A 19,195-nucleotide genomic window follows, 5' to 3' on the forward strand; every position below is an offset into this window, starting at 1 on the left:
TTGCGCTCAGTCGCGCTGCGGGCGGGAGGCCGCGGGCCGTCCCCGGCCGCGTTCCTCCAGCCAGGCCTTGGCCGTCGAGAAATGGCCGCAGCCGATGAAGGGTCGCGGCGGCTTCAGAGCGGACAGCGGTGACGGGTGGTTGGCCTTCAGCACCAAGTGGCCTTGACCTGCGGCTTCGATCAGCGGTGCCTTGGCCTGCGCATAGCTGCCCCACAGCATGAAGACCTTGGGCGCGGGGTCTTCCGCGGCGGCCTTGATGAGCGCGTCGGTGAGTTGCTCCCAGCCGCGGTTGGCGTGGCTGGCCGCCTTACCGTTCTCGACGGTCAGCACGGCGTTCAGCAGCAGCGTGCCGCCCTCGGCCCAGCGCACCAGGCTGCCCGTCGGCGGGAAGGGCTTGCCCAGGTCCCGTTGGATCTCCTTGAAGATGTTGCGCAGGCTGGGCGGGAAGGGCACGTCCTCGGGCACGCTGAAGGAGAGGCCCTCGGCCTGACCGGGGCCGTGGTACGGGTCCTGGCCCAGGATGACGACGCGGGTGTTGGCCAGCGGCGTCAGCTTCAGCGCCCTCAGCGGCTCGGGCGGGTAGATGGTGGCACCGGTGGCGTCGCGCTCGGCCAGGTAGGCCTGCAGCTTCTGCCCGACCGGCGACGCGGCCCAGGCCTCGACGACGGGGCGCCAGTCAGTGTCGGGGATGTCGAGCGGCAGCTTCATGCGAACAGGATGGCCAAGGCCTGGCCGGGGTCCGGCGCGCGCATGAAGGCCTCGCCGACTAGGAAGGCGTGCACATTGGCATCCCGCATGCGCCTCACGTCGGCAGCGCCCAGTATGCCGCTCTCGGTCACCAGCAACCGATCCGCCGGCACGCGCGGCAGCAGCGCCAGCGTGGTGTCCAGCGTCACGTCGAAGGTGCGCAGGTTGCGGTTGTTGATGCCCACCAGCGGCGTTTTCAGCTGCAGCGCACGGTCCAGTTCGTCGCCGTCGTGCACCTCTACCAGCACGTCCAGGCCGAGGGCGTGGGCGGCGGCTTCGAGGTCGGCCATCTGCGAATCGGCCAGGCAGGCGGCGATCAGCAGGATGCAGTCCGCCCCCATCGCGCCGGCTTCCATGACTTGGTACTCGTCGACCATGAAGTCCTTGCGCAGCACCGGCAGCTCGCAGGCGGCACGCGCCTGGCGCAGGTAGGCGACCGAGCCCTGGAAGAAGCGCTCGTCGGTCAGCACGCTCAGGCAGGCTGCGCCGTTGCGGGCGTAGCTCTCAGCGATCTGCGCGGGGTTGAAGTCCTCGCGCAGCACGCCCTTGCTGGGGCTGGCCTTCTTGATCTCGGCGATGACGCCGGCACGGCCCGCCGCGATGCTGGCGCGCAGCGAGCGCTCGAAGCCGAGCTGCTCACCACGCCGGGCCTCGGCTTCTTCACGCAGCGAGGCCAGCGAGCGCTTGGCCTTCGCGGCGGCGATCTCTTCCCACTTGACTTCGACGATGCGGTTCAGGATGTCGGCCATGTCGTTTCCCTACAGGCTCAGGCCTTGGCGGCCCATATGCAGCCGCGCGCTGAGCGTGTCGGCGAGCTGGCTGGTCAGTTGATGTTCGGCGCGGTTGGCGCCGGTGCGGGTCTGGAACACACGCAGCGGTTTGCCGCCGTCCGCGTGGCGGAACTCCAGCGCCAGCGTTCGCCGGCCGATACCGCCCACGCAGCAGACGGACCATCCGGCGCCGTCCAGCGTGCGGGCCTCGCCGTCCACGCCCACGGGCTCGATACGCGGGGGCGTGGCGAGCTGAAGGCGCCAGCCGATGCCATCGCGGTGCAGCGTCGCGTACAGCGCCATGCCGATCACGCACAGCGCCAGCGCAAGCCAGCCCAGCAGCACTGAACCCTGGCGATGGCTGAAGACGCCCAAAGCAGCGCCCGCGAGGCCGCTGACCAGCGCCGCCGGATGAGGCTGAAGCCGCGGGCACCACAGCTCGGCCGCGTCGCGCGCGTCCATCAGCATGCGGCGCAGCAGCGCTTCGGTGGATCTCACGCGGGGCCCAGCCTCTGCGTGGTGGTGACGAAGCTGTCCAGCTTGGTGCGCGCGGCTCCGCTGTCCAGCGCCTTGCGGGCGCGCGCGATGCCGTCGGCCAGCGTGGGGGCCACATTCGCCGCGTACAAAGTCGCGCCGGCGTTCAGCAGCACGATGTCGCGCGCAGGGCCGGCCTGACCGTCCAGCACACCGATCAGCATCTGGCGCGATTGCTCCGGGCCTTCCACCTTCAGGCTGCGGTTGCTGGCCATCTGGAAGCCGAAGTCCTCGGGGTGCACCTCGTACTCGCGCACGGCGCCGTCCTTCAACTCGCCGACCAGCGTGGTCGCGCCCAGCGAGATCTCGTCCATGCCGTCCTTGCCATAGACCACCAGCGCGTGCTCCGCGCCCAGGCGCTGCAGCACGCGGACCTGGATGCCGACCAGGTCGGGGTGGAAGACGCCCATCAGGATGTTGGGCGCGCCGGCCGGGTTGGTCAGCGGGCCCAGGATGTTGAAGATGGTCCGCACGCCCAGCTCGCGACGCACCGGCGCGATATTCTTCATCGCCGGGTGGTGGTTGGGCGCGAACATGAAGCCGATGTCGCACTCGGCCACCGATGCTGCCACCTGGCGCGGCGTCAGCTGAATGTTGGCGCCCAGCGCCTCCAGCACGTCGGCGCTGCCGGTCTTGCTGCTGACACTGCGGTTGCCGTGCTTGGCCACCTGCGCGCCCGCGGCGGCGGCGACGAACATGGAGCAGGTCGAGATGTTGAAGCTGTGCGCGCCGTCGCCGCCGGTGCCGACCACGTCGACCAGATGCGGCAGCGGGCCTAGCGGCACCTTGTTGGAGAGCTCGCGCATGACCTGCGCGGCGGCGGTGATCTCGCCGATGGTTTCCTTCTTCACGCGCAGGCCGGTCAGCAGCGCAGCGGCGATGACGGGCGACATCTCGCCGGCCATGATGCGGCGCATCAGCGTCAGCATCTCGTCGTGGAAGATCTCGCGGTGCTCGATGACGCGGGTCAGGGCTTCGTTGTCGGTGATCGGCATGGCTCAGCTCTTGAAAAATTCGGCGGCGGACGCGATGGCGTGATCGATGCCGGCGGCATCGACGTCCAGGTGCGTGACGAAGCGCAGGCCGATGAGGCCGGTGGCCAGCACGCCGCGTTGCTTCAGATGTTCCAGCAGCGCAGCGCCGCGGCCCTCGCTGACCTGCACGAAGACGATATTCGTCTGCGGTGGCGTGACCGTGACACCGGGCAACGCAGCCAGGCCCGCCGCCAGCCGCTTGGCCAGCGCGTGGTCGTCGGCGAGACGCTCCACGTGATGCGTCAGCGCATGGTCCGCTGCGGCGGCCAGCAGGCCCACCTGGCGCAGGCCGCCGCCGACCATCTTGCGGATGCGATGCGCGCGGCCGATCAGCTCATGCGAGCCCACCAACATGGACCCGATGGGCGCGCCCAGACCCTTGCTGAAGCAGATGGAGATCGAGTCGAAATGCCGCGCCAGTTCGGCCGGCGTGCCGCCCGAGGCCACGGCGGCGTTGAACAGCCGGGCGCCGTCCAGGTGCGTGCTCAGTCCGCGTGAATGGGCCAGCTCGCAGGCGTCCGTCACGTAGCTGGCCGGCAGCACGTTGCCGCTCCAGGTGTTCTCCAGCGCCAGCAGTCGTGTGCGCGCGAAGTGCGGGTCGTCGGGCTTGATGGCGGCGGCGATGTCGTCGAGTTTCAGCGAACCGTCGGGCTGGTTGGTCAGCGGCTGCGGCTGGATGCCACCCAGCACGGCGGCGCCACCGCCTTCGTAGCGGTAGGTGTGCGCGAGCTGGCCGACGATGTACTCGTCGCCACGGCCGCAGTGCGCCAGCAACGCGCACAGATTGCTCTGCGTGCCGCTGCTCATGAACAGCGCGGCCTCCTTGCCCAGCAGTGCGGCGACACGCTCCTGCAGCGCGTTGACGGTGGGGTCGTCGCCGAAGACGTCGTCGCCGACCTGGGCGGCGGCGATCGCTTCGAGCATCGCCGCCGTGGGCTTCGTGACGGTGTCGCTGCGCAGGTCGACAGTGGCCGGGCCGCCACCGCCAGAGGACGGGGCGTAGTCGCTCACGGCCGCAGCTCCAGGAAGTTGCGCAGCATCGCGTGGCCATGCTCGCTAAGGATGGACTCGGGGTGGAACTGCACGCCCTCCATCGGCGTGGCCGTGCCAGCCAGTTCGCGGTGGCGGACGCCCATGATCTCGCCGTCGTCGCTGCGCGAGGTCACCTCCAGCAAGGCCGGGCAGGTCGCATCCTCGATGACCAGCGAGTGGTAGCGGATGACGCTGAAGTCTTTCGGCAGGCCGGTGTAGACGCCGCGCTGGTCGGTCGTGATCGTGCTGGCCTTGCCGTGCATCTGGCGCTGCGCGCGGATGATTTTTCCGCCCAGCGCCTGGCCCATGGCCTGATGGCCTAGGCACACGCCCAGCAACGGCTTCTTGCCGAGGAAGTGCTGGATGGCCTCGACGCACACGCCGGCCTCATTCGGCGTGCAGGGGCCGGGCGAGAAGACGATGTGGTCGGGGTTCAGGGCTGCCATTTCCGCCACGGTGATCTCGTCGTTGCGGAATACCCGCACGTCGGCGCCCAGCTCTCCGAAGTACTGCACGATGTTGAACGTGAAGCTGTCGTAGTTGTCGATCATCAACAGCATTTAGAAGCCCTCCTCAACCAGTTCGGCGGCGCGCAGCAGGGCGCGGGCTTTGGCTTCAGTCTCTTGCCACTCCAGTTCGGGCACCGAGTCGGCGACGACACCCGCCGCCGCCTGCACGTACAACGTGCCGTTCTTGATGATGCCGGTGCGGATCGCGATCGCCAGGTCCATGTCGCCGGCAAAGCTGAGGTAGCCGCAGGCGCCGCCGTAGATGCCGCGTTGCACGGGCTCCAGCTCGTCGATCAGCTCCATCGCGCGCACCTTGGGCGCGCCGGTCAGCGTGCCGGCGGGAAAGGTGGCCTTCAACACGTCGAGCTGACCCACCTCGGGGCGCAGTACGCCCTCGACGTTGCTGACGATGTGCATCACATGCGAGTAGCGCTCGACCGTGAAAGCCTGCGTGACCTTGACGCTGCCGGTGCGCGCAATGCGGCCGATGTCGTTGCGCGCCAGGTCGATCAGCATCAGGTGCTCGGCGCGCTCCTTGGGGTCACCCTGCAGCTCGGCTTCCAGCTCAAAGTCGCGCTCCGGCGTCGCGCCGCGCGGGCGGGTGCCGGCGAGCGGACGGATCGTGACCTTGCGCGAGCCGTCGCTGGCGTGCTCCTCGCGCACCAGGATCTCGGGGCTGGCGCCGACGATCTGGAAGTCGCCCAGGTCGTAGAAGTACATGTAGGGGCTGGGGTTCAGCGCCCTGAGGGCCCGGTACAGCGCGATGGGCTCAGCCTTGTAGGGCTTGGCGATGCGCTGACCCACCTGCACCTGCATCAGGTCGCCGGCAGCGATGTAGTCCTTGGCCTTCTGTACCGCGGCCAGGTAGTCGGCCTTGGCAAAGCCGCGTGTGACCGGGTGCGATTCGCTGCGCTGCACGCGCGGCACGCTGACCGAATACGTCAACTTGTCGCGCAGCTGCGAGAGCCGCTTGGTGGCGCGGAAGTACGCTTCGGGCTGACGCGGATCGGCCCAGACGATGAGGTACAGGCGCCCCGACAGGTTGTCGATGACGGCGATCTCTTCCGACAGCAGCAGCACGATGTCAGGCGTGCCCAGACCTTCGCCCGGGTGCTGGCGGTCCAGCTTCTTCTCGATGGCGCGCACGGCTTCGTAGCCGAAGTAGCCTGCCAGGCCGCCGCAGAAGCGCGGCAGGCCGGCAGGGATCTTGGGCTTGATGCGGTCCTGGTAGGCCGCGATGAAGTCCAGTGGATTGGCATCCGCCGTCTCGACGACCTGGCCGTCGGTCAGCACCTCGCAGTGATGGCCGGAGGCGCGGATCAGGGTGCGTGCCGGCAGGCCGATGAAGGAGTAGCGCCCGAAGCGCTCGCCGCCGACGACCGACTCCAGCAGGAAGCTGTTGCGGCCCTGGCCGGAACCGGCGCACAGCTTCAGGTACAGGGACAGCGGAGTCTCGAGGTCCGCAAAAGCCTCGCTGATGAGCGGGATGCGGTTGTAGCCCTCGGCAGCGAGGCTCTGAAATTCGATTTCGGTGATCACGACGTCAAACCTTGAAAAGACAGCTTCAGGGCTTGGCGTGCAGCCCGGTGGAGAACGGGCAACGCGGTAACGAGCGCGTCAGGGCGCGCCAAGCGGCATCAAACGGCGGTGGCCCAGGGACGCCAGGGCCAGGCTCCCCGGTCGCTCGACCCCGTGATGTGCTTGCGCGTGATGAACATGGTCGGGCCAGTGTATCAGCGGGCTTTCACGCAGGCCGCGCCATACTTCGGCTCACGAAGACGCCGCCATCGCGGCAGAACAATGGAGCGAGATATGCGTGCATTCATCGTCGCGGCCTGGCTGGCTGCGGGCAGCCTCACCGCGGGGAGCGCCTGGGCACAGGCGGTCGAGGTCAACAGCGTGAAGTACGAAGCCACGGCGGATCTGGCTGGCCAGAAGCTGCAGCTCAACGGCGCCGGCACGCGCTACAAGTTCGTCGTCAAGGTCTACACGGCCGGGCTGTACCTGACCACCAAGGCCACGACGCCTGCCGAGGCGCTGTCGGCACCCGGGCCGAAGCGTATTCATATCCACATGCTCCGCGATATCGACGGCAATGAACTGGGCAAGCTCTTCACCAAGGGCATGCAAGACAACGTCACCCGCGAGGATTTCGCCAAGTCCATCAACGGCGTGCTCAAGCTCAGCGAAGTCTTCGCCAGCCGCAAGCAGCTCAACAGCGGGGACTACTTTGTGGTCGACTACGTGCCCGGTATCGGCTCCACGCTGCTGGTCAACGGCAAGCCGATGCTGCCGGAGCCGATCAAGGAGCCCGAGTTCTTCACATCGCTGCTGCGCATCTGGCTGGGCGACAAGCCCGCCGATGACGCACTGAAGGACGCGCTACTGGGCGTCAAGAAAGAGCGCCGACGCTGATCTCGTCCAGGCGCTGCACGTGCTGCAGCGCTGCCACGGCGCGGATGTCCTCGCCGTGGTTGTAGCCATAGGTCACCAGCACCAGCGGGCAACCGGCAGCGCGCGCCGCCTCGGCGTCGTTGCGGGAATCGCCGACCATGCACGTGGCTGTTGGCGGCGTGCCCAAAGCGGCGCAGGTCTTCAGCAGCGGCAGCGCGTCCGGCTTCTTGCGCGCGAAGCTGTCGCCGCCGAACACGTGGGCGAAATAGCCGTCCAGCCCCTTGCGCTTCAGCAGCGCCGCCGCAGGCGCCGCGGGCTTGTTGGTCAGTACCGCCAGTGGCAAGCCGCGCGAGCGTAGGCGCTCCAGCCCCTCGACGACGCCAGGGTAGACGGCCGCATGCTCGCCGTTCACGGCGGCGTAGTGGCGCTGGTACAGCGCCCAGGCGCGGTCGAACATCGCCGGCTCGCCGCCGGCCTCGGCCAGCGTCATGCGCACCAGGTGCTCGCCGCCGCGCCCGATGGTTCGCTCGACGAACTCCCGGCTGACAGCCGGCAGGCCCAGGTCGGCGAACGTCAGGCCCAGCACGGCGACGAAGTCGCCCAGCGTGTCGACGAGGGTGCCGTCGAGGTCGAGCATGCAAGCCTGCAAGGCTGGTGTTTGAAGCATCGTAGTCATCAGGTTTCAGGGAAGTACGGTTCTACGATCCGGCACCGAAACCACCGCCGAGCCGTCGTCATGGACAAGATTCCGCAAGCGCCCGCGACCGTAGCCGACTGTGCGGCGCAGGAGGATTCGCTGGTGTTCGATCGACTGAATGCCGCGGATGCGATGACCATTGGCCAATCCATCTTCGCGCTGGCGCTGACCTGGTTTCCCGGCCGACCCATCGCCATCCACATCGAGACGGAAACCCACCCGCTGTTCGTGTACTTCATGGATGGTACGGGGGCCGGCAATGCCGACTGGGTCGACAAGAAGAAGAACGTCAGCCGCCGCTTCGGCCACAGCTCGTGGATGGTGCGGCAGCAGTTCCTGGAACGCGGCGTCGACTTCAACGAGGAAACCGGGCTGGACCCGGAGCGGTTCCGCGCAGAAGGCGGTGCCGTGCCGCTGGTGACCCGCAGCCAGGGGCGCGTGGGCATGCTGGTCGTCTCGGGCCTGGACGGCTGGGAGGACCATGTGCTGGCCGTGGCCGGCCTTGACAAGTGGCGCCGCCACGGCGGTCGCTGATTCAGGGAGACAGCCTCATCAGCCCGTCGGCCTTGAACATCGCTTTGATGCCGCGCACCGCTTGCCGGATGCGCGACTCGTTCTCGATCAGCGCGAAGCGCACATGGCCGTCACCGTGGTCGCCGAAGCCGATGCCCGGCGACACGCAGACCTTGGCCTTCTCCAGCAATTGGCGTGCGAACTCCAGCGAGCCCAGCTCGCGATAGGGCTCGGGGATGCGCGCCCAGATGTACATGCTGGCCTGGGGGCAGTCGACGGGCCAGCCTGCTTCGATGAGGCCCTTGTAGAGCACGTCGCGGCGGCGCTGGTAGCTCGCCGCAATGTCCCTCACGCACTGCTGGTCACCCTCTAGGGCGGCGATGGCCGCGACCTGCAGCGGGGTGAAGGTGCCGTAGTCGTGGTAGCTCTTGATGCGCGCCAGCGCCGCGACGAGATCCGGGTTGCCCACCATGAAGCCGACCCGCCACCCGGCCATGTTGTAGCTTTTGCTGAGCGTGAAGAACTCCACCGCGACATCCTTGGCACCGGGCACCTGCATGATGCTGGGCGCCACGTAGCCATCGAAGACGATGTCCGCATAGGCCAGGTCGTGCACGACCAGGATGTCGTGCTTCTTGGCCAGCGCCACGACGCGCTCGAAGAAGCTCAGCTCCACGCACTGCGCCGTCGGGTTGGACGGGAAGCCGAACACCATCATCTTGGGCTTGGGGTAGCTGCCGCGGATGGTCTTCTCCAGCTCGGCGAAGAAGTCCACCTCGCTGCTGACCGGAATGGCGCGGATGTCCGCGCCAGCGATGACCGCGCCGTAGATGTGGATGGGGTAGCTCGGGTCAGGCACCAGCACGGTGTCGCCGCGGTCCAGCGTCGCCAGCATCAGGTGGGCCAGGCCTTCTTTCGAGCCGATGGTGACGATGGCCTCGTGGTCCGGGTCGATGGCCACGCCGTAGCGGCGCTGATACCAGTGCGAGATCGCGCGGCGCAGCCGCGGAATGCCTTTGCTGGCCGAGTAGCCGTGCGTGTCGGGCCGCTGCGCGACCTCGGCGAGCTTGGCCACGATGTGCGGCGGTGTGGCCCCGTCGGGGTTGCCCATGCTCATGTCGATGATGTCCTCGCCACGCCGGCGGGCCGCGAGCTTCAGCTCGGCCGTGATGTTGAAGACGTAGGGCGGGAGGCGGTCAATGCGCGCGAAGCGGCGCTTGCCGCTGGAAGCGGAAGACGAAGTGGTCATTGGCTGTGTACGTAAGCGCCCGGAACCGTCCGAGCGACGTGGACGGCTTGGCGCCGCACCGGAGCCGACTCTAGCGCACCGCTAAGCTGGCGGTATGAACCTCACGCTGACCATCGACGACGACACCACGGTGTCCGCGCTGTGGCTGCAGCCACCCGAGCCGCGCGCCACCTATGTGTTCGCTCACGGGGCGGGTGCTGGCATGACGCATGGCTTCATGGAGGCTTTGTCCGAAGCGCTGCTGGCCCGTTCTGTGGCTACGCTGCGCTATCAGTTTCCCTACATGGAGCGCGGGTCCAGGCGGCCCGATTCCCCTGCAGTCGCCCACGCCGCCGTGCGCGCCGCGGTGGCCGCCGCGCGTGAGCGCCTGCCCGATACGCCGCTGTTCGCCGGCGGCAAGTCCTTCGGCGGCCGCATGACCTCGCAGGCCCAGGCGCTCGAGGCATTGCCGGGTGTGCGAGGTTTGGTGTTCGTGGGGTTTCCGCTGCACCCCGCCGGCAAGTTGGGCATCGACAGGGCTGCACACCTCTCGGACGTGCGAGTGCCTATGCTGTTCCTGCAGGGCACGCGTGATGAACTGGCTGAGCTGTCGCTGCTGCAAGGTGTCGTGCAAGGACGGGGTGACACCGCCACGTTGCATCTGGAAGACGATGCGGATCACTCATTCCATGTCCGGGTGCGCAGCGGCCGCAACGATGCCCAGGTGGTGCAGGCGCTGGCGGATGCGATGGCGGCGTGGTTCGAGGCGCGGGTGCGATGACCATCAAGCAACAGTTGATCGACGCGACCGGTGCGCGCGCGGGGCCGACTGGGGCCGGTGTTCGGGACGATCATGTGCGCAGCCATCGCCACGCCTTTGGCCAAGGTGAGCACGGGTCGGACCTTGCCAAGAATGCGATCCGAGCCGCGTTCATGGGCGGCGCGGTCGTGTTGCAGGGCTCAAATACATGGTGTCGCTGGCCGGTTGGCGACAGCGACAGGCCACAGCCCGTCGGCTGCGGCTGGGGCCACTGGCACGTCTGGCGGCCTGTCAGCCCAAGGAGATCGGCCGACTGGCTCTCTATCTGAGCCGGCTGGCGCGGCCACCGCGGCGTCATGCCCCCGGACCGGGTTTGCGAGCGGTGCCCTTCATTGCGCGCAGCGACAGCCGGACGGTACTGATGGTGCTGGCGGTCTGCCTTGTCGTCGAGCATCCGGTGCATTGGTTGGTCACACAGCAGTGCTCAAGGGGCCGCACTTCGCAGGCCTGCACCTGCTGATGTTCAGTGTGTCAATGGTGACGCGTGCGGTCATTGCACTCGACCTCTGGCACATGAAGCCCGCCTGGCATTCGTTGACGACTACCCGGCTACCCGGCTACCCGGCTACCCGGGTGCGCCTGCGGCTGGGCGCGCGCCAAGTGCTGAACTGCCGGCTGACCGACATCGCCGGTTGCGAACTGCTACAGCAAGCACCTGACACGCGCTCGCAGGCGGCCCCGCCGCCGGCAGCCCGCTGCGGCTGAGCGTGCATGACGCGTGACTCCGTTCGACAAGCCGAATGTTCGGCTCACGCTGCATGCGCCGTGCTGGTTTCCGACGCGGTTCGCGTCATCGATTTCCGCGTGGACGACCCGCAAGCCTTCATCGCCTGCCTCCGGCAGCGTATGGCACCGGCCATGTCCGCGCCGCCGCCGAGTTCCTAAAATCCGCGCGATGACCATCCCCGCCGCCCCCATCGTCTGCATTGGCGGGCTCAATATCGACCGCAAGCTCAAGCTGTTGTCAAGCGCGCTGCCCGGCTCGTCCAACCCCTGCCAGGCGCACGAGACGCCCGGTGGCGTCGTGCGCAACGTGGCCGAGAACCTGGCGCGGCTGGGCCTGCCGGTCGCGCTGGTCGCCGCCGTGGGCGACGACGCCGGGGGGCGCCTGCTGCTGGAGCAGGCCGCGCAGGTTGGCATGGACACCACCGCCGTCATCTCCCGTCCGCGCCATGTCAGCGACAGCTACACGGCCGTGCTGGACCCCGACGGCGGCCTCGCGCTGGGCCTGGCGGCCATGCCGCTGGTGGAGGGCCTGACGCCACCGGCGCTGCAGGAGAGCCGCGACTTGCGCGCCCGCGCGGCGCTGGTGGTGGCCGACGGCAACCTGCCCACCGACGCCTGGCCGCTGCTGCTGGCCGAGGCGCGAGGGGGCGGCGCGCCTCTGGTCGGCGTGGCCGTGTCCGAGGCCAAGATGGCCCGGCTGCCCGACGACCTGCGCGGGCTGCACCTGCTGATCCTGAACGCCGGTGAGCTGTCCACCGTGGCCGACGAGCCCGACGCGGCGCTGGCGCGGCTGCATGCGCGCGGCGTGGGCTGCCTGCTGGTGTCGCACGGCGAGGACGGCCTGCTGCTCAGCGAGCCTGGCCGCGAGCCGCGCCACTGGGCTGCGCAGCCGGTAGATGTCGTCGACGTGACCGGCGCGGGCGATGCGCTGTCGGCCGGCGTGTGCGCCGCGCTGTTGCGCGACCCGCATGACTTCGACGCCGCGGCGCGGCTGGGCCTGCGCCTGGCGGCACTGACGCTGCAGACCGCCGCCAGCGTCCACCCCGATCTGACCCCCCGTTTTCTCGAAGCACCGCAATGAACGAACTGATCCAGCTTTCGCCCGAAGTCGCCGCTGCGCGCGCCGATGGCCGCCCCGTCGTGGCCCTCGAATCCACCATCATTGCCCACGGCATGCCCTGGCCTCAGAACCTGGAGACGGCGCGCGAGGTGGAGGACGTCATCCGCGCCGAGGGCGCCGTGCCGGCCACCATCGCCATCATCGGCGGGCGCATCCGCGTGGGCCTCACGAACGACGAGCTGCAGCAGCTGGCGCAGTCGCCCGACGCGATGAAGCTCAGCCGCCGCGACCTGCCCTACGCCATCGCCACCGGCCGCCTGGGCGCCACCACGGTGGCCGCGACGATGATTTGCGCCCACTTGGCCGGCGTCGAGGTGTTTGTCACCGGCGGCATCGGCGGCGCGCATCGCGGTGCGCAGACCAGCTTCGACATCTCGGCTGACCTGCAGGAGCTGGCACGCACGCCGGTGGCGGTGGTGTGCGCGGGCGCCAAGTCCATCCTGGACTTGGGCCTGACGCTGGAGTACCTTGAGACGCACGGCGTGCCGGTGCTGTCGGTGGGGCAGGACAACTTCGCCGCGTTCTTCACGCCCGACAGCGGCCTGAAGGCTGATTTCCGCATGGACGACGCCGACACGCAGGCCCGTTTCATCCGCGCCAAGTGGGCGCTGGGGCTGGGCGGTGGCGTGGTCGTCAGCAATCCGGTGCCGGCCGCGCAGGCCATGCCGCGCGAGGAGATCGATGCGATCACCGCGCAGGCGCTGACCGAGGCCGACAGTCAAGGCATCGTCGGCAAGGCCATCACGCCGTTCCTGCTGGCGCGCATCAAGGCGCTGACGGGCGGCAGGAGCCTGGCGACCAACATCGCGCTGGTGAAGCACAACGCGGTGGTCGGCGCGCGTCTGGCGGCCTCGCTGCAAACGCGCTAATCAGGCCAGGCGCAGGCGGCCTTCGCGGCTCTCGGTCAGCAGCCGCTGGGCCGCGCGCTCCAGCATGCCGATGACCGTGTCGAAGCCAGCGACGGGGCCGAAGTAGGGGTCGGGGACGTCCTGGCCTGCCAGCTCGGGCACGAACTCGGTCAGCAGCCGGATGCGGTCGTGGTGCTCGGGCGCGGACTTGCGGCGCAGCGCGTCGGCGTGTTCGGCTTCCATCACCAGCACCAGGTCATACCGGCTCAGCTGCCCGGGATCGACGCGGCGCGAGCGCCACTTGCGGTCCAGGCTGTACTTGTGGCGGCCCAGCGCGGCAGCGGCGCGCGCATCGACGGGGCCGCCGCGCGGGTCGGCATGCACGCCGGCCGACTCGACGGTCTTGAACACCTCGCCCAGCCGCGCCCTGAAGATAGCCTCGGCCATCGGCGAGCGGCAGATGTTGGCGGTGCAGACGAGCAGTATGGCGGCCATGGCGGTCAGGCTTTCACGAGCTCGGCACGCATCGCGTCGATCACCGACTTGTAGTCCGGCTTGCCGAAGATGGCCGAGCCGGCGACGAAGGTGTCGGCGCCCGCATCGGCGATCTCGCGGATGTTCTCGATCTTCACGCCGCCGTCGATCTCCAGCCGGATGTCGCGGCCGGACCGGCCGATGATCTCGCGCACCTTCTTGAGCTTGTGCAGCGCCGACGGTATGAAGCTCTGTCCGCCGAAGCCGGGGTTCACGCTCATCAGCATGACGAGGTCCACCTTGTCGATGACCCACTCCAGCACGTCCAGCGGCGTGGCGGGGTTGAACACCAGGCCTGCCTGCTTGCCTTCGCCCTTGATGAGCTGCAGCGTGCGGTCCACGTGGGTGCTGGCATCGGGGTGGAAGGTGACCATGTCGGCACCCGCGCGGCAGAAGGCCAGCGCCAAGCTGTCGACGGGTTGCACCATCAGGTGCACGTCAAGGATGGCCGGCGTGCCGTCGGGCTTGACTGCGTGCTTGCGCAGCGCCTCGCAGATCATCGGCCCGAAGGTCAGGTTGGGCACGTAATGGTTGTCCATCACGTCGAAATGGATCCAGTCGGCGCCGGCGGCCAGTACATTGCGGACTTCCTCGCCCAGGCGGGCGAAATCGGCGGACAGGATGCTGGGAGCGATGCGGTAGTCAGGGGCGGCCATGGCCGCGATTTTAGGAGCCCGGTCGCTTGAAGCTGTCGCGGGCCTGCTGCGTGGCCGCCCAGTGGTGACAGCCAGGCTGGTGGTCGTTGATCAGGCCCATGGCCTGCATCAGCGCATGCATGGTGGTGGGGCCGACGAACTTCCAGCTGCGCTTTTTCAAATCCTTGGACAGCGCCTCGGACGCGGGGGACGTGGACAGGTTGTGCGCCACCGAGTTCTTCGGCGGCTCGAAGCGCCACAGGTAGGCGGCCAGCGATCCTTCCGATGCCACCAGCTCCACGCAGCGACCGGCGTTGTGGATGGCCGCCTCGATCTTGCCGCGGTGGCGCACGATGCCGGCATCCAGCAGCAGCCGGTTCACGTCCTGCTCGCCGAACTGGGCGACCCGGTGGAAGTCGAACCCCGCGAAAGCGACGCGGAAGGCCTCGCGCTTGTTAAGGATGGTGCGCCACGACAGGCCGCTCTGGAAGCCTTCCAGGCACAGCTTCTCGAACAGCCGGAAGTCGTCTGCCACGGGGAGACCCCATTCCTCGTCGTGGTATCGCAGGTAGCGGTCGTCGCCGGGCGCGGCGGCGCACCAGGCACAGCGCGGGCGCCCGTCGGGAGGGAGAAAAAGGGGTCTGGGGCTCATCGGTATTTCTCGCTCAGCGCGCGCAGCACGCCCTCGCGCTCCAGCCGGCGCAGCGCCTGCGTCAGCCGCTCCTCGTGCGCGACGGGCAGGTCGGCGCGCAGCGCGAGGTACTGGTGCTCCTCAAAGAACACGGTGCGGCCGATTTTCATCCGACCGCCCAGGCGCGCGTCGCTGATGTGGCGCATCAGGTTGATGTCCTGGCCGTAGATGATGTCGGCCCGGTTCATCACCAGCATCTGCAGCGCCTCGCGCTCCGAACCCACCTCGGCGATGGCCACGCCGGCCTGCAGCAACCGGCGCGTCAGCGCCGTGCCGCGCATGACCAGCACGGGCTTGCTCCGGCTGGCTACTACCAGCTCCGCCAGCGTGTCCAGCGGGCGCGGGTCGTCGGTGCGTTGCACGACGACGTGGCGAATGGTGTACAGCGGCACCGGCAGGTAACGCCACAGCTTCTCGCGCTCCGGCGACTTCAGCAGGCAGAAAAAGACATCGATCAGCCCGTCGGCCATCAGCCGCTCCACGCGCTTGAGCGGCACCTGCTGGTCCATTCCGGTGAACTGCAGGCCGGGGTCGATGCGCTGCATGGCCTGCAGCACTTCCATGCAGATGCCCGGGCGGTTCGGACCGCCGTCGGGGTCGTACTTGACGAGTGCGCCACTCTGCTGGGCGGTGCGCAGCAGCAGCTCCTCGGCCGGCGCTTGCACGCTCAGCAGTGCACTCAGCAGCCAGAGCCAGCGCAGCACTTAGGATCACGCTTCACCATGGACATGCGCCGAGCATAGCGCTCACCCGGCAAAATCACCTGATGGCCAACCCCCGTTTCAGCAGCAGCGTGACCGTGCAGGCGCTGCCCGAGCAAACCCACCTCGAGCAAGGGCTGTATGCGTACAGCTATACCGTCACGATAGAGAACACCGGCGACGTGCTGGCGCAGCTCATCGGCCGGCACTGGGAGATCACCGATGCGCGCGGCCAGGTGCAGGTCGTCGACGGCCTCGCCGTGGTGGGCCACCAGCCGGTGCTGGCGCCGGGGCAGACTTTCCAGTACAGCTCTTGGGCGCAGATCAGTACGCCGCAGGGCACGATGCAGGGGCGCTTCCTGTGCGTGACCGAGGGCTGCGATATCTTCCATGCCGAGGTCGCAGAGTTCCTCTTGGCGGACAGCGCGAGTCTGCATTGAGCCCCTCTTGGGAGCGGCCCGGCGCTCGGCCCGGAAGACTGAATTGACCAACAGAAACTGGGACCTCACCGCGCTGCTGAACGCCGCGGACCCGCAGGCCTCGCTGGCCGAGCGCAACCTGTGGCTGGTACGCCTGCTCGAATGGCTGCGCCACTCGCCGCGCGAGGCCACTGCGGCCGGCACGCCGCTGCCGCTGGTGCGGCTCAAGCACCTGCTCAACGTGCTGGAGCGCCACCCCGCGCACGCGTTCAACTTCTCCGGCGTCATTGCCGGTGTCTGGAACGACGTCGACGCGGTCAGCCTCTTCGCCGAGGTGGGCTTTGCGCCGCGCATGGCGCTGTGGAACGAGTTTCTGGGCCGGCTGCGCCGCCGCGTACTGCCGTCCACGACGGACACGCGCGACCTGGCGGCGCTGTTCGAGCTGCTGTTCGGCGACGAGAACGACGAGGACTGGATCGCCGCCATCGACGACGAGCTGCTGCGTCGCCTGAGCCTGCTGTTCGCGGCAGCGCCCGACGACGGCTGGCGCGAGGAAATGCATGCGGCCGTGACCGTGCTCGTCAGCAGCGTGCATGCGGCCGGCCTGGCCAGCGCGCTGCGCGTACGCATGGACGAATCGCTGCTGAAAGCTCGCCCCTTCCACCAGCTGCCGGCCGCCTGGGAGGCGGTGGAGCGCGCGCTGCTGCAGCGCGAGGGCGACGTGCTGGCGCCCTCGCTGCAGTTCCTGCACGCGCTGCTGGACCGCTGTCGCACCGCCACGTTGACCGTGCCCGACCACCTGGAGGTGCACGGCGTGTCGGTGGACCTGATGTTCTCCGTCGAGCAGCTGACGGCGCGGCTGGACCGCATCGAGGCGTTGCTGGCCTGCCTGGTGTCCACAGCGCCGCAGCGCGAGTTGCTTCGATTGGTGGCGGGGCTGGTGCGCGTGGTGCACGACCGGCGCAGCCTGCGCACGCTGTTCGCGCGCCACTACTCGCTGCTGGCGCGCAAGGTGGCCGAGCGCAGTGCCGAGACGGGCGAGCACTACATCACCCGCAACCGCAGCGAGTACCGCGACATGCTGCAGCGCGCGGCCGGTGGCGGCACCGTGCTGGCCGGCACCACGCTGCTGAAGTTCTTCATCGGGCTGCTGGGCTTCTCCGCCTTTTGGGGCGGCTTCTGGGCCGGCGTGAACTACGCGGCCAGCTTTGTGCTGATCCACCTGCTGCACTGGACGGTGGCCACCAAGCAGCCCGCCATGACTGCGCCGGCGATGGCCGACAAGCTGCAGCACATCGACCGCGACGACGGGCTGCAGGGCTTTGTCGACGAGGTCACCCACCTGACGCGCTCGCAGACGGCCGGCATCATCGGCAACCTGACGCTGGTCGCACCGCTGGTGCTGGCCATTCAGGGGCTGTGCTGGCTGGTGTTCGGTGCGCCGCTGGTGGGCGAGCGCGAGGCGCAGTACGTGCTGCGCTCGCTGAACGTTTTCGGGCCCTCGCTGGTGTTCGCGGCCTTCACCGGCACGCTGTTGTTCACGGCCAGCATGATTGCCGGCTGGGTGGAGAACTGGTTCGTCTTCCACCGGCTGGACAGCGCCATCGCTTGGAACCCCGGCATCGTGAGCCTGCTGGGCCGCTCGCGCGCGCAGCGCTGGTCGAACTGGTGGCGCACCCACATCTCGGGTCTGACCGCCAACATCAGCCTGGGCCTGATGTTGGGCCTGGTGCCGCCGCTGCTGGGCTTCTTCGGCCTGGGGCTGGACGTGCGCCACGTGACGCTGGCCACCGGCCAGCTGGCCACGGCCGTCGGCGCGCTGGGCTGGCAGGTCACGACGACCTGGGCCTTCTGGTCCTGCGTGCTGTGCATCGTCGGCATCGGCCTGCTGAACGTCGGCGTCAGCTTCTTTTGCGCGTTCCGGGTGGCGCTGCGCTCGCGCGGCATCCGGCTGGCGGATCGCAAGCGCGTCTACGCCGGCATCCGCGCGCGGATGCGCAGCGCGCCGCTGAGCTTCTTCCTGTCGCCAAAGTGATCACTCGTCCTTGCGCTCGCCGCGCTTGCGGCCCGAGAACATGGTCCACCAGATGATGAAGACGAAGATCAGCAGCGCGCCGAGGGCTTCGAGCAGGAGGAGCAGCATGGGTTCGGCGTGGGTGCGTGGCGGACTAGCGCTGATTCTAGGAATGCTGGCGGCCTGTTCCTCGCCGCCGCTGCAGGGACCGCGCGAGCCGTCGGTGGCGCCCGTGCCGACCGCGCCCCGTCCGTCCGCCGCGCGCTGGGTCGCCGTGGACTGGACGGAACTCCCGGGCTGGGGCCGCGACGACCTGCTGGCCGCCTGGCCCGCACTGCTGGCCGGCTGCCGGCGGCCCGTACCCGGCTGGGCCGAGTTCTGCGCGCGCGCCGCGCTGCAACCACCAGCCGATGCGCTGGAGGCCACGCTGCTGCTGATGAAGCACCTGCGCCCCTGGCGGCTGGCCGCCGACAACGGCGACACGACCGGCCTGCTGACCGGCTACTTCGAGCCCCGGCTGGCGGCCAGCCGCACGCGCCAGGGCGCGTTCCAGTGGCCCGTGCATGCGCTGCCCGCCGACCCCGCGCTGCGCCGCCTGCCGCGCCGCGAGGTCGACACGCACCCGCGTTTCGCGCCGCTGGAGCTGGCCTACCTGGACGACCCGTTCGCGCTGCTGCAGCTGCAGATCCAGGGCTCGGGCCGGCTCATCATGCGCGACGGCAGCGGCGTGGAGCGCGTCAGCCGCGTTGCGTTCGCCGGCCACAACGACCAGCCGTTCGAGTCCGTCGCCAAGGCCTTGCTGGCGCGCGGCGAGATCACAGACGCGAGCTGGCGGGGCCTGAGTGACTGGGCGCGCCGCAACCCCGCCAAGGTGCGCGATGCGATGGCCGTGAACCCGCGGGTCGTCTACTTCCGCGAGGAGGCGCTCGCCGACGTCGCCCAGGGCCCGCGCGGCGCGCAGGGCGTGCCACTGACGCCGGGGCGCTCGGTGGCCGTGGACCGCAGCGTCATCGCCTTGGGCACGCCGCTGTGGCTGGACAGCACCGAGCCGTTGTCCACCACGCCGCTGCAGCGGCTGGTGATGGCGCAGGACGTGGGTGGCGCCATCGCGGGCGCCGTGCGGGCCGACCTGTTCTGGGGCTTGGGGGACGAGGCCGGACTGCAGGCGGGCCGCACCAAGCAGGCGCTGCGGCTGTGGGCGCTGCTGCCCGAGGGCCGCAAGCCCTGAA

At 69.0% G+C, this 19,195-nt stretch carries 23 protein-coding genes; 10 read left to right on the top strand and 13 right to left on the bottom strand.

The genetic code is table 11. From position 1 onward, the window contains the following. Positions 1-6: 6 nt before the first annotated feature. The 7 genes from ACG02S_RS01100 to trpE are packed head-to-tail and all read right to left on the bottom strand — an operon-like array spanning position 7 to position 6,165. Positions 7-708, bottom strand: coding sequence for a uracil-DNA glycosylase (locus ACG02S_RS01100; RefSeq protein WP_394468594.1), 702 nt, complete (start codon positions 706-708; stop codon positions 7-9). Next, on the bottom strand, positions 705-1,496 hold the full coding sequence (gene trpC / locus ACG02S_RS01105; RefSeq protein WP_394468595.1) for an indole-3-glycerol phosphate synthase TrpC: 792 nt from the start codon (positions 1,494-1,496) through the stop codon (positions 705-707). The genes ACG02S_RS01100 and trpC overlap by 4 nt, the downstream gene beginning before the upstream one ends. A 9-nt stretch (positions 1,497-1,505) precedes the next feature. Further along, positions 1,506-2,015 carry a hypothetical protein gene (locus ACG02S_RS01110; RefSeq protein ID WP_394468596.1) on the bottom strand — a complete coding sequence of 170 codons (510 nt, stop codon included), beginning with the start codon at positions 2,013-2,015 and terminating at the stop codon, positions 1,506-1,508. Further along, complete coding sequence (trpD, locus tag ACG02S_RS01115) at positions 2,012-3,046, bottom strand: anthranilate phosphoribosyltransferase (protein WP_394468597.1); 1,035 nt, start codon at positions 3,044-3,046, stop codon at positions 2,012-2,014. Before trpD ends, ACG02S_RS01110 begins: the two co-directional genes overlap by 4 nt. A 3-nt stretch (positions 3,047-3,049) precedes the next feature. Continuing rightward, on the bottom strand, positions 3,050-4,096 hold the full coding sequence (ltaE, locus tag ACG02S_RS01120; RefSeq protein WP_394468598.1) for a low-specificity L-threonine aldolase: 1,047 nt from the start codon (positions 4,094-4,096) through the stop codon (positions 3,050-3,052). Next, positions 4,093-4,677 (bottom strand): anthranilate synthase component II, encoded by a 585-nt coding sequence (locus tag ACG02S_RS01125; protein WP_394468599.1) that lies wholly within the window; start codon positions 4,675-4,677, stop codon positions 4,093-4,095. The genes ltaE and ACG02S_RS01125 overlap by 4 nt, the downstream gene beginning before the upstream one ends. Further along, entirely contained in the window at positions 4,678-6,165 is a 1,488-nt protein-coding gene (trpE, locus tag ACG02S_RS01130) for an anthranilate synthase component I (RefSeq protein WP_394468600.1), read from the bottom strand. It lies immediately after the preceding gene. Between the two features lie 273 nt (positions 6,166-6,438). Here trpE and ACG02S_RS01135 point away from each other — a divergent pair, with 273 nt between their 5' ends. Continuing rightward, positions 6,439-7,041 carry a chalcone isomerase family protein gene (locus ACG02S_RS01135; protein WP_394468601.1) on the top strand — a complete coding sequence of 201 codons (603 nt, stop codon included), beginning with the start codon at positions 6,439-6,441 and terminating at the stop codon, positions 7,039-7,041. Here the strand turns inward: ACG02S_RS01135 and gph are convergent. Continuing rightward, on the bottom strand, positions 7,019-7,657 hold the full coding sequence (gph, locus tag ACG02S_RS01140; protein ID WP_394468602.1) for a phosphoglycolate phosphatase: 639 nt from the start codon (positions 7,655-7,657) through the stop codon (positions 7,019-7,021). The two genes, ACG02S_RS01135 and gph, sit on opposite strands and share 23 nt — an antisense overlap. A gap of 99 nt (positions 7,658-7,756) precedes the next feature. Between gph and ACG02S_RS01145 the strand changes: the two genes are divergently transcribed. Continuing rightward, positions 7,757-8,251: a heme-binding protein gene (locus tag ACG02S_RS01145; RefSeq protein WP_394468603.1), complete on the top strand. Its 495-nt coding sequence runs from the start codon at positions 7,757-7,759 to the stop codon at positions 8,249-8,251. Position 8,252: 1 nt separating this feature from the next. Here the strand turns inward: ACG02S_RS01145 and alaC are convergent, their stop codons facing one another. Beyond that, entirely contained in the window at positions 8,253-9,479 is a 1,227-nt protein-coding gene (gene alaC / locus ACG02S_RS01150) for an alanine transaminase (RefSeq protein WP_394468604.1), read from the bottom strand. Between the two features lie 94 nt (positions 9,480-9,573). Here alaC and ACG02S_RS01155 point away from each other — a divergent pair, with 94 nt between their 5' ends. The 5 genes from ACG02S_RS01155 (at position 9,574) to ACG02S_RS01175 (ending at position 12,993) form a co-directional block, all read left to right on the top strand. After that, positions 9,574-10,239 (top strand): alpha/beta hydrolase family protein, encoded by a 666-nt coding sequence (locus ACG02S_RS01155; RefSeq protein ID WP_394468605.1) that lies wholly within the window; start codon positions 9,574-9,576, stop codon positions 10,237-10,239. After that, positions 10,236-10,547: a hypothetical protein gene (locus tag ACG02S_RS01160; protein WP_394468606.1), complete on the top strand. Its 312-nt coding sequence runs from the start codon at positions 10,236-10,238 to the stop codon at positions 10,545-10,547. Before ACG02S_RS01155 ends, ACG02S_RS01160 begins: the two co-directional genes overlap by 4 nt. Before the next feature lie 244 nt (positions 10,548-10,791). Beyond that, positions 10,792-10,983, top strand: a complete 192-nt coding sequence (locus ACG02S_RS01165; RefSeq protein ID WP_394468607.1) for a hypothetical protein — start codon at positions 10,792-10,794, stop codon at positions 10,981-10,983. A 190-nt stretch (positions 10,984-11,173) separates the two neighbouring features. Then, on the top strand, positions 11,174-12,085 hold the full coding sequence (locus tag ACG02S_RS01170) for a carbohydrate kinase family protein (RefSeq protein ID WP_394468608.1): 912 nt from the start codon (positions 11,174-11,176) through the stop codon (positions 12,083-12,085). Next, on the top strand, positions 12,082-12,993 hold the full coding sequence (locus tag ACG02S_RS01175) for a pseudouridine-5'-phosphate glycosidase (protein WP_394468609.1): 912 nt from the start codon (positions 12,082-12,084) through the stop codon (positions 12,991-12,993). Before ACG02S_RS01170 ends, ACG02S_RS01175 begins: the two co-directional genes overlap by 4 nt. On the opposite strand, the gene ACG02S_RS01180 is transcribed toward ACG02S_RS01175, so the two are convergent. Genes ACG02S_RS01180 through ACG02S_RS01195 form a run of 4 tightly spaced genes read right to left on the bottom strand, consistent with a single transcriptional unit; the run spans position 12,994 to position 15,536 of the window. Further along, the gene (locus ACG02S_RS01180; RefSeq protein ID WP_394468610.1) at positions 12,994-13,467 is read right to left on the bottom strand and encodes a low molecular weight protein-tyrosine-phosphatase; all 474 of its coding nucleotides are present in this window, start codon (positions 13,465-13,467) and stop codon (positions 12,994-12,996) included. A gap of 5 nt (positions 13,468-13,472) precedes the next feature. Continuing rightward, entirely contained in the window at positions 13,473-14,162 is a 690-nt protein-coding gene (rpe, locus tag ACG02S_RS01185; protein WP_394468611.1) for a ribulose-phosphate 3-epimerase, read from the bottom strand. 10 nt (positions 14,163-14,172) lie between these two features. Beyond that, positions 14,173-14,793: a DNA-3-methyladenine glycosylase I gene (locus ACG02S_RS01190; protein ID WP_394468612.1), complete on the bottom strand. Its 621-nt coding sequence runs from the start codon at positions 14,791-14,793 to the stop codon at positions 14,173-14,175. Beyond that, the gene (locus ACG02S_RS01195; RefSeq protein WP_394468613.1) at positions 14,790-15,536 is read right to left on the bottom strand and encodes a substrate-binding periplasmic protein; all 747 of its coding nucleotides are present in this window, start codon (positions 15,534-15,536) and stop codon (positions 14,790-14,792) included. The genes ACG02S_RS01190 and ACG02S_RS01195 overlap by 4 nt, the downstream gene beginning before the upstream one ends. A 62-nt stretch (positions 15,537-15,598) precedes the next feature. Here ACG02S_RS01195 and apaG point away from each other — a divergent pair, with 62 nt between their 5' ends. The 3 genes from apaG (at position 15,599) to mltA (ending at position 19,194) form a co-directional block, all read left to right on the top strand. After that, the gene (gene apaG, locus ACG02S_RS01200) at positions 15,599-15,973 is read left to right on the top strand and encodes a Co2+/Mg2+ efflux protein ApaG (RefSeq protein ID WP_394468614.1); all 375 of its coding nucleotides are present in this window, start codon (positions 15,599-15,601) and stop codon (positions 15,971-15,973) included. 43 nt (positions 15,974-16,016) lie between these two features. Beyond that, complete coding sequence (locus ACG02S_RS01205; protein WP_394468615.1) at positions 16,017-17,987, top strand: site-specific recombinase; 1,971 nt, start codon at positions 16,017-16,019, stop codon at positions 17,985-17,987. A 106-nt stretch (positions 17,988-18,093) separates the two neighbouring features. Then, the gene (gene mltA / locus ACG02S_RS01210; RefSeq protein WP_394468616.1) at positions 18,094-19,194 is read left to right on the top strand and encodes a murein transglycosylase A; all 1,101 of its coding nucleotides are present in this window, start codon (positions 18,094-18,096) and stop codon (positions 19,192-19,194) included. The last annotated feature ends 1 nt before the right edge of the window (position 19,195 follow it).

Origin of the sequence: Pelomonas dachongensis (genome assembly GCF_043555865.1) — a bacterium.
Lineage (GTDB): Bacteria > Pseudomonadota > Gammaproteobacteria > Burkholderiales > Burkholderiaceae_C > Pelomonas > Pelomonas dachongensis.

Bases quoted from the DNA above. Each gene is read 5' to 3' on its own strand.
- ACG02S_RS01175 (WP_394468609.1), top strand. From the start codon at position 12,082: ATGAACGAACTGATCCAGCTTTCGCCCGAAGTCGCCGCTGCGCGCGCC.
- trpC (WP_394468595.1), bottom strand. From the start codon at position 1,496: ATGGCCGACATCCTGAACCGCATCGTCGAAGTCAAGTGGGAAGAGATC.
- ACG02S_RS01160 (WP_394468606.1), top strand. From the start codon at position 10,236: ATGACCATCAAGCAACAGTTGATCGACGCGACCGGTGCGCGCGCGGGG.
- alaC (WP_394468604.1), bottom strand. From the start codon at position 9,479: ATGACCACTTCGTCTTCCGCTTCCAGCGGCAAGCGCCGCTTCGCGCGC.
- rpe (WP_394468611.1), bottom strand. From the start codon at position 14,162: ATGGCCGCCCCTGACTACCGCATCGCTCCCAGCATCCTGTCCGCCGAT.
- ACG02S_RS01125 (WP_394468599.1), bottom strand. From the start codon at position 4,677: ATGCTGTTGATGATCGACAACTACGACAGCTTCACGTTCAACATCGTG.
- ACG02S_RS01190 (WP_394468612.1), bottom strand. From the start codon at position 14,793: ATGAGCCCCAGACCCCTTTTTCTCCCTCCCGACGGGCGCCCGCGCTGT.
- ACG02S_RS01100 (WP_394468594.1), bottom strand. From the start codon at position 708: ATGAAGCTGCCGCTCGACATCCCCGACACTGACTGGCGCCCCGTCGTC.
- ACG02S_RS01145 (WP_394468603.1), top strand. From the start codon at position 7,757: ATGGACAAGATTCCGCAAGCGCCCGCGACCGTAGCCGACTGTGCGGCG.
- ACG02S_RS01135 (WP_394468601.1), top strand. From the start codon at position 6,439: ATGCGTGCATTCATCGTCGCGGCCTGGCTGGCTGCGGGCAGCCTCACC.
- mltA (WP_394468616.1), top strand. From the start codon at position 18,094: ATGGGTTCGGCGTGGGTGCGTGGCGGACTAGCGCTGATTCTAGGAATG.
- apaG (WP_394468614.1), top strand. From the start codon at position 15,599: ATGGCCAACCCCCGTTTCAGCAGCAGCGTGACCGTGCAGGCGCTGCCC.
- ACG02S_RS01165 (WP_394468607.1), top strand. From the start codon at position 10,792: ATGAAGCCCGCCTGGCATTCGTTGACGACTACCCGGCTACCCGGCTAC.
- gph (WP_394468602.1), bottom strand. From the start codon at position 7,657: ATGCTCGACCTCGACGGCACCCTCGTCGACACGCTGGGCGACTTCGTC.
- ACG02S_RS01170 (WP_394468608.1), top strand. From the start codon at position 11,174: ATGACCATCCCCGCCGCCCCCATCGTCTGCATTGGCGGGCTCAATATC.
- ACG02S_RS01180 (WP_394468610.1), bottom strand. From the start codon at position 13,467: ATGGCCGCCATACTGCTCGTCTGCACCGCCAACATCTGCCGCTCGCCG.
- ACG02S_RS01155 (WP_394468605.1), top strand. From the start codon at position 9,574: ATGAACCTCACGCTGACCATCGACGACGACACCACGGTGTCCGCGCTG.
- trpD (WP_394468597.1), bottom strand. From the start codon at position 3,046: ATGCCGATCACCGACAACGAAGCCCTGACCCGCGTCATCGAGCACCGC.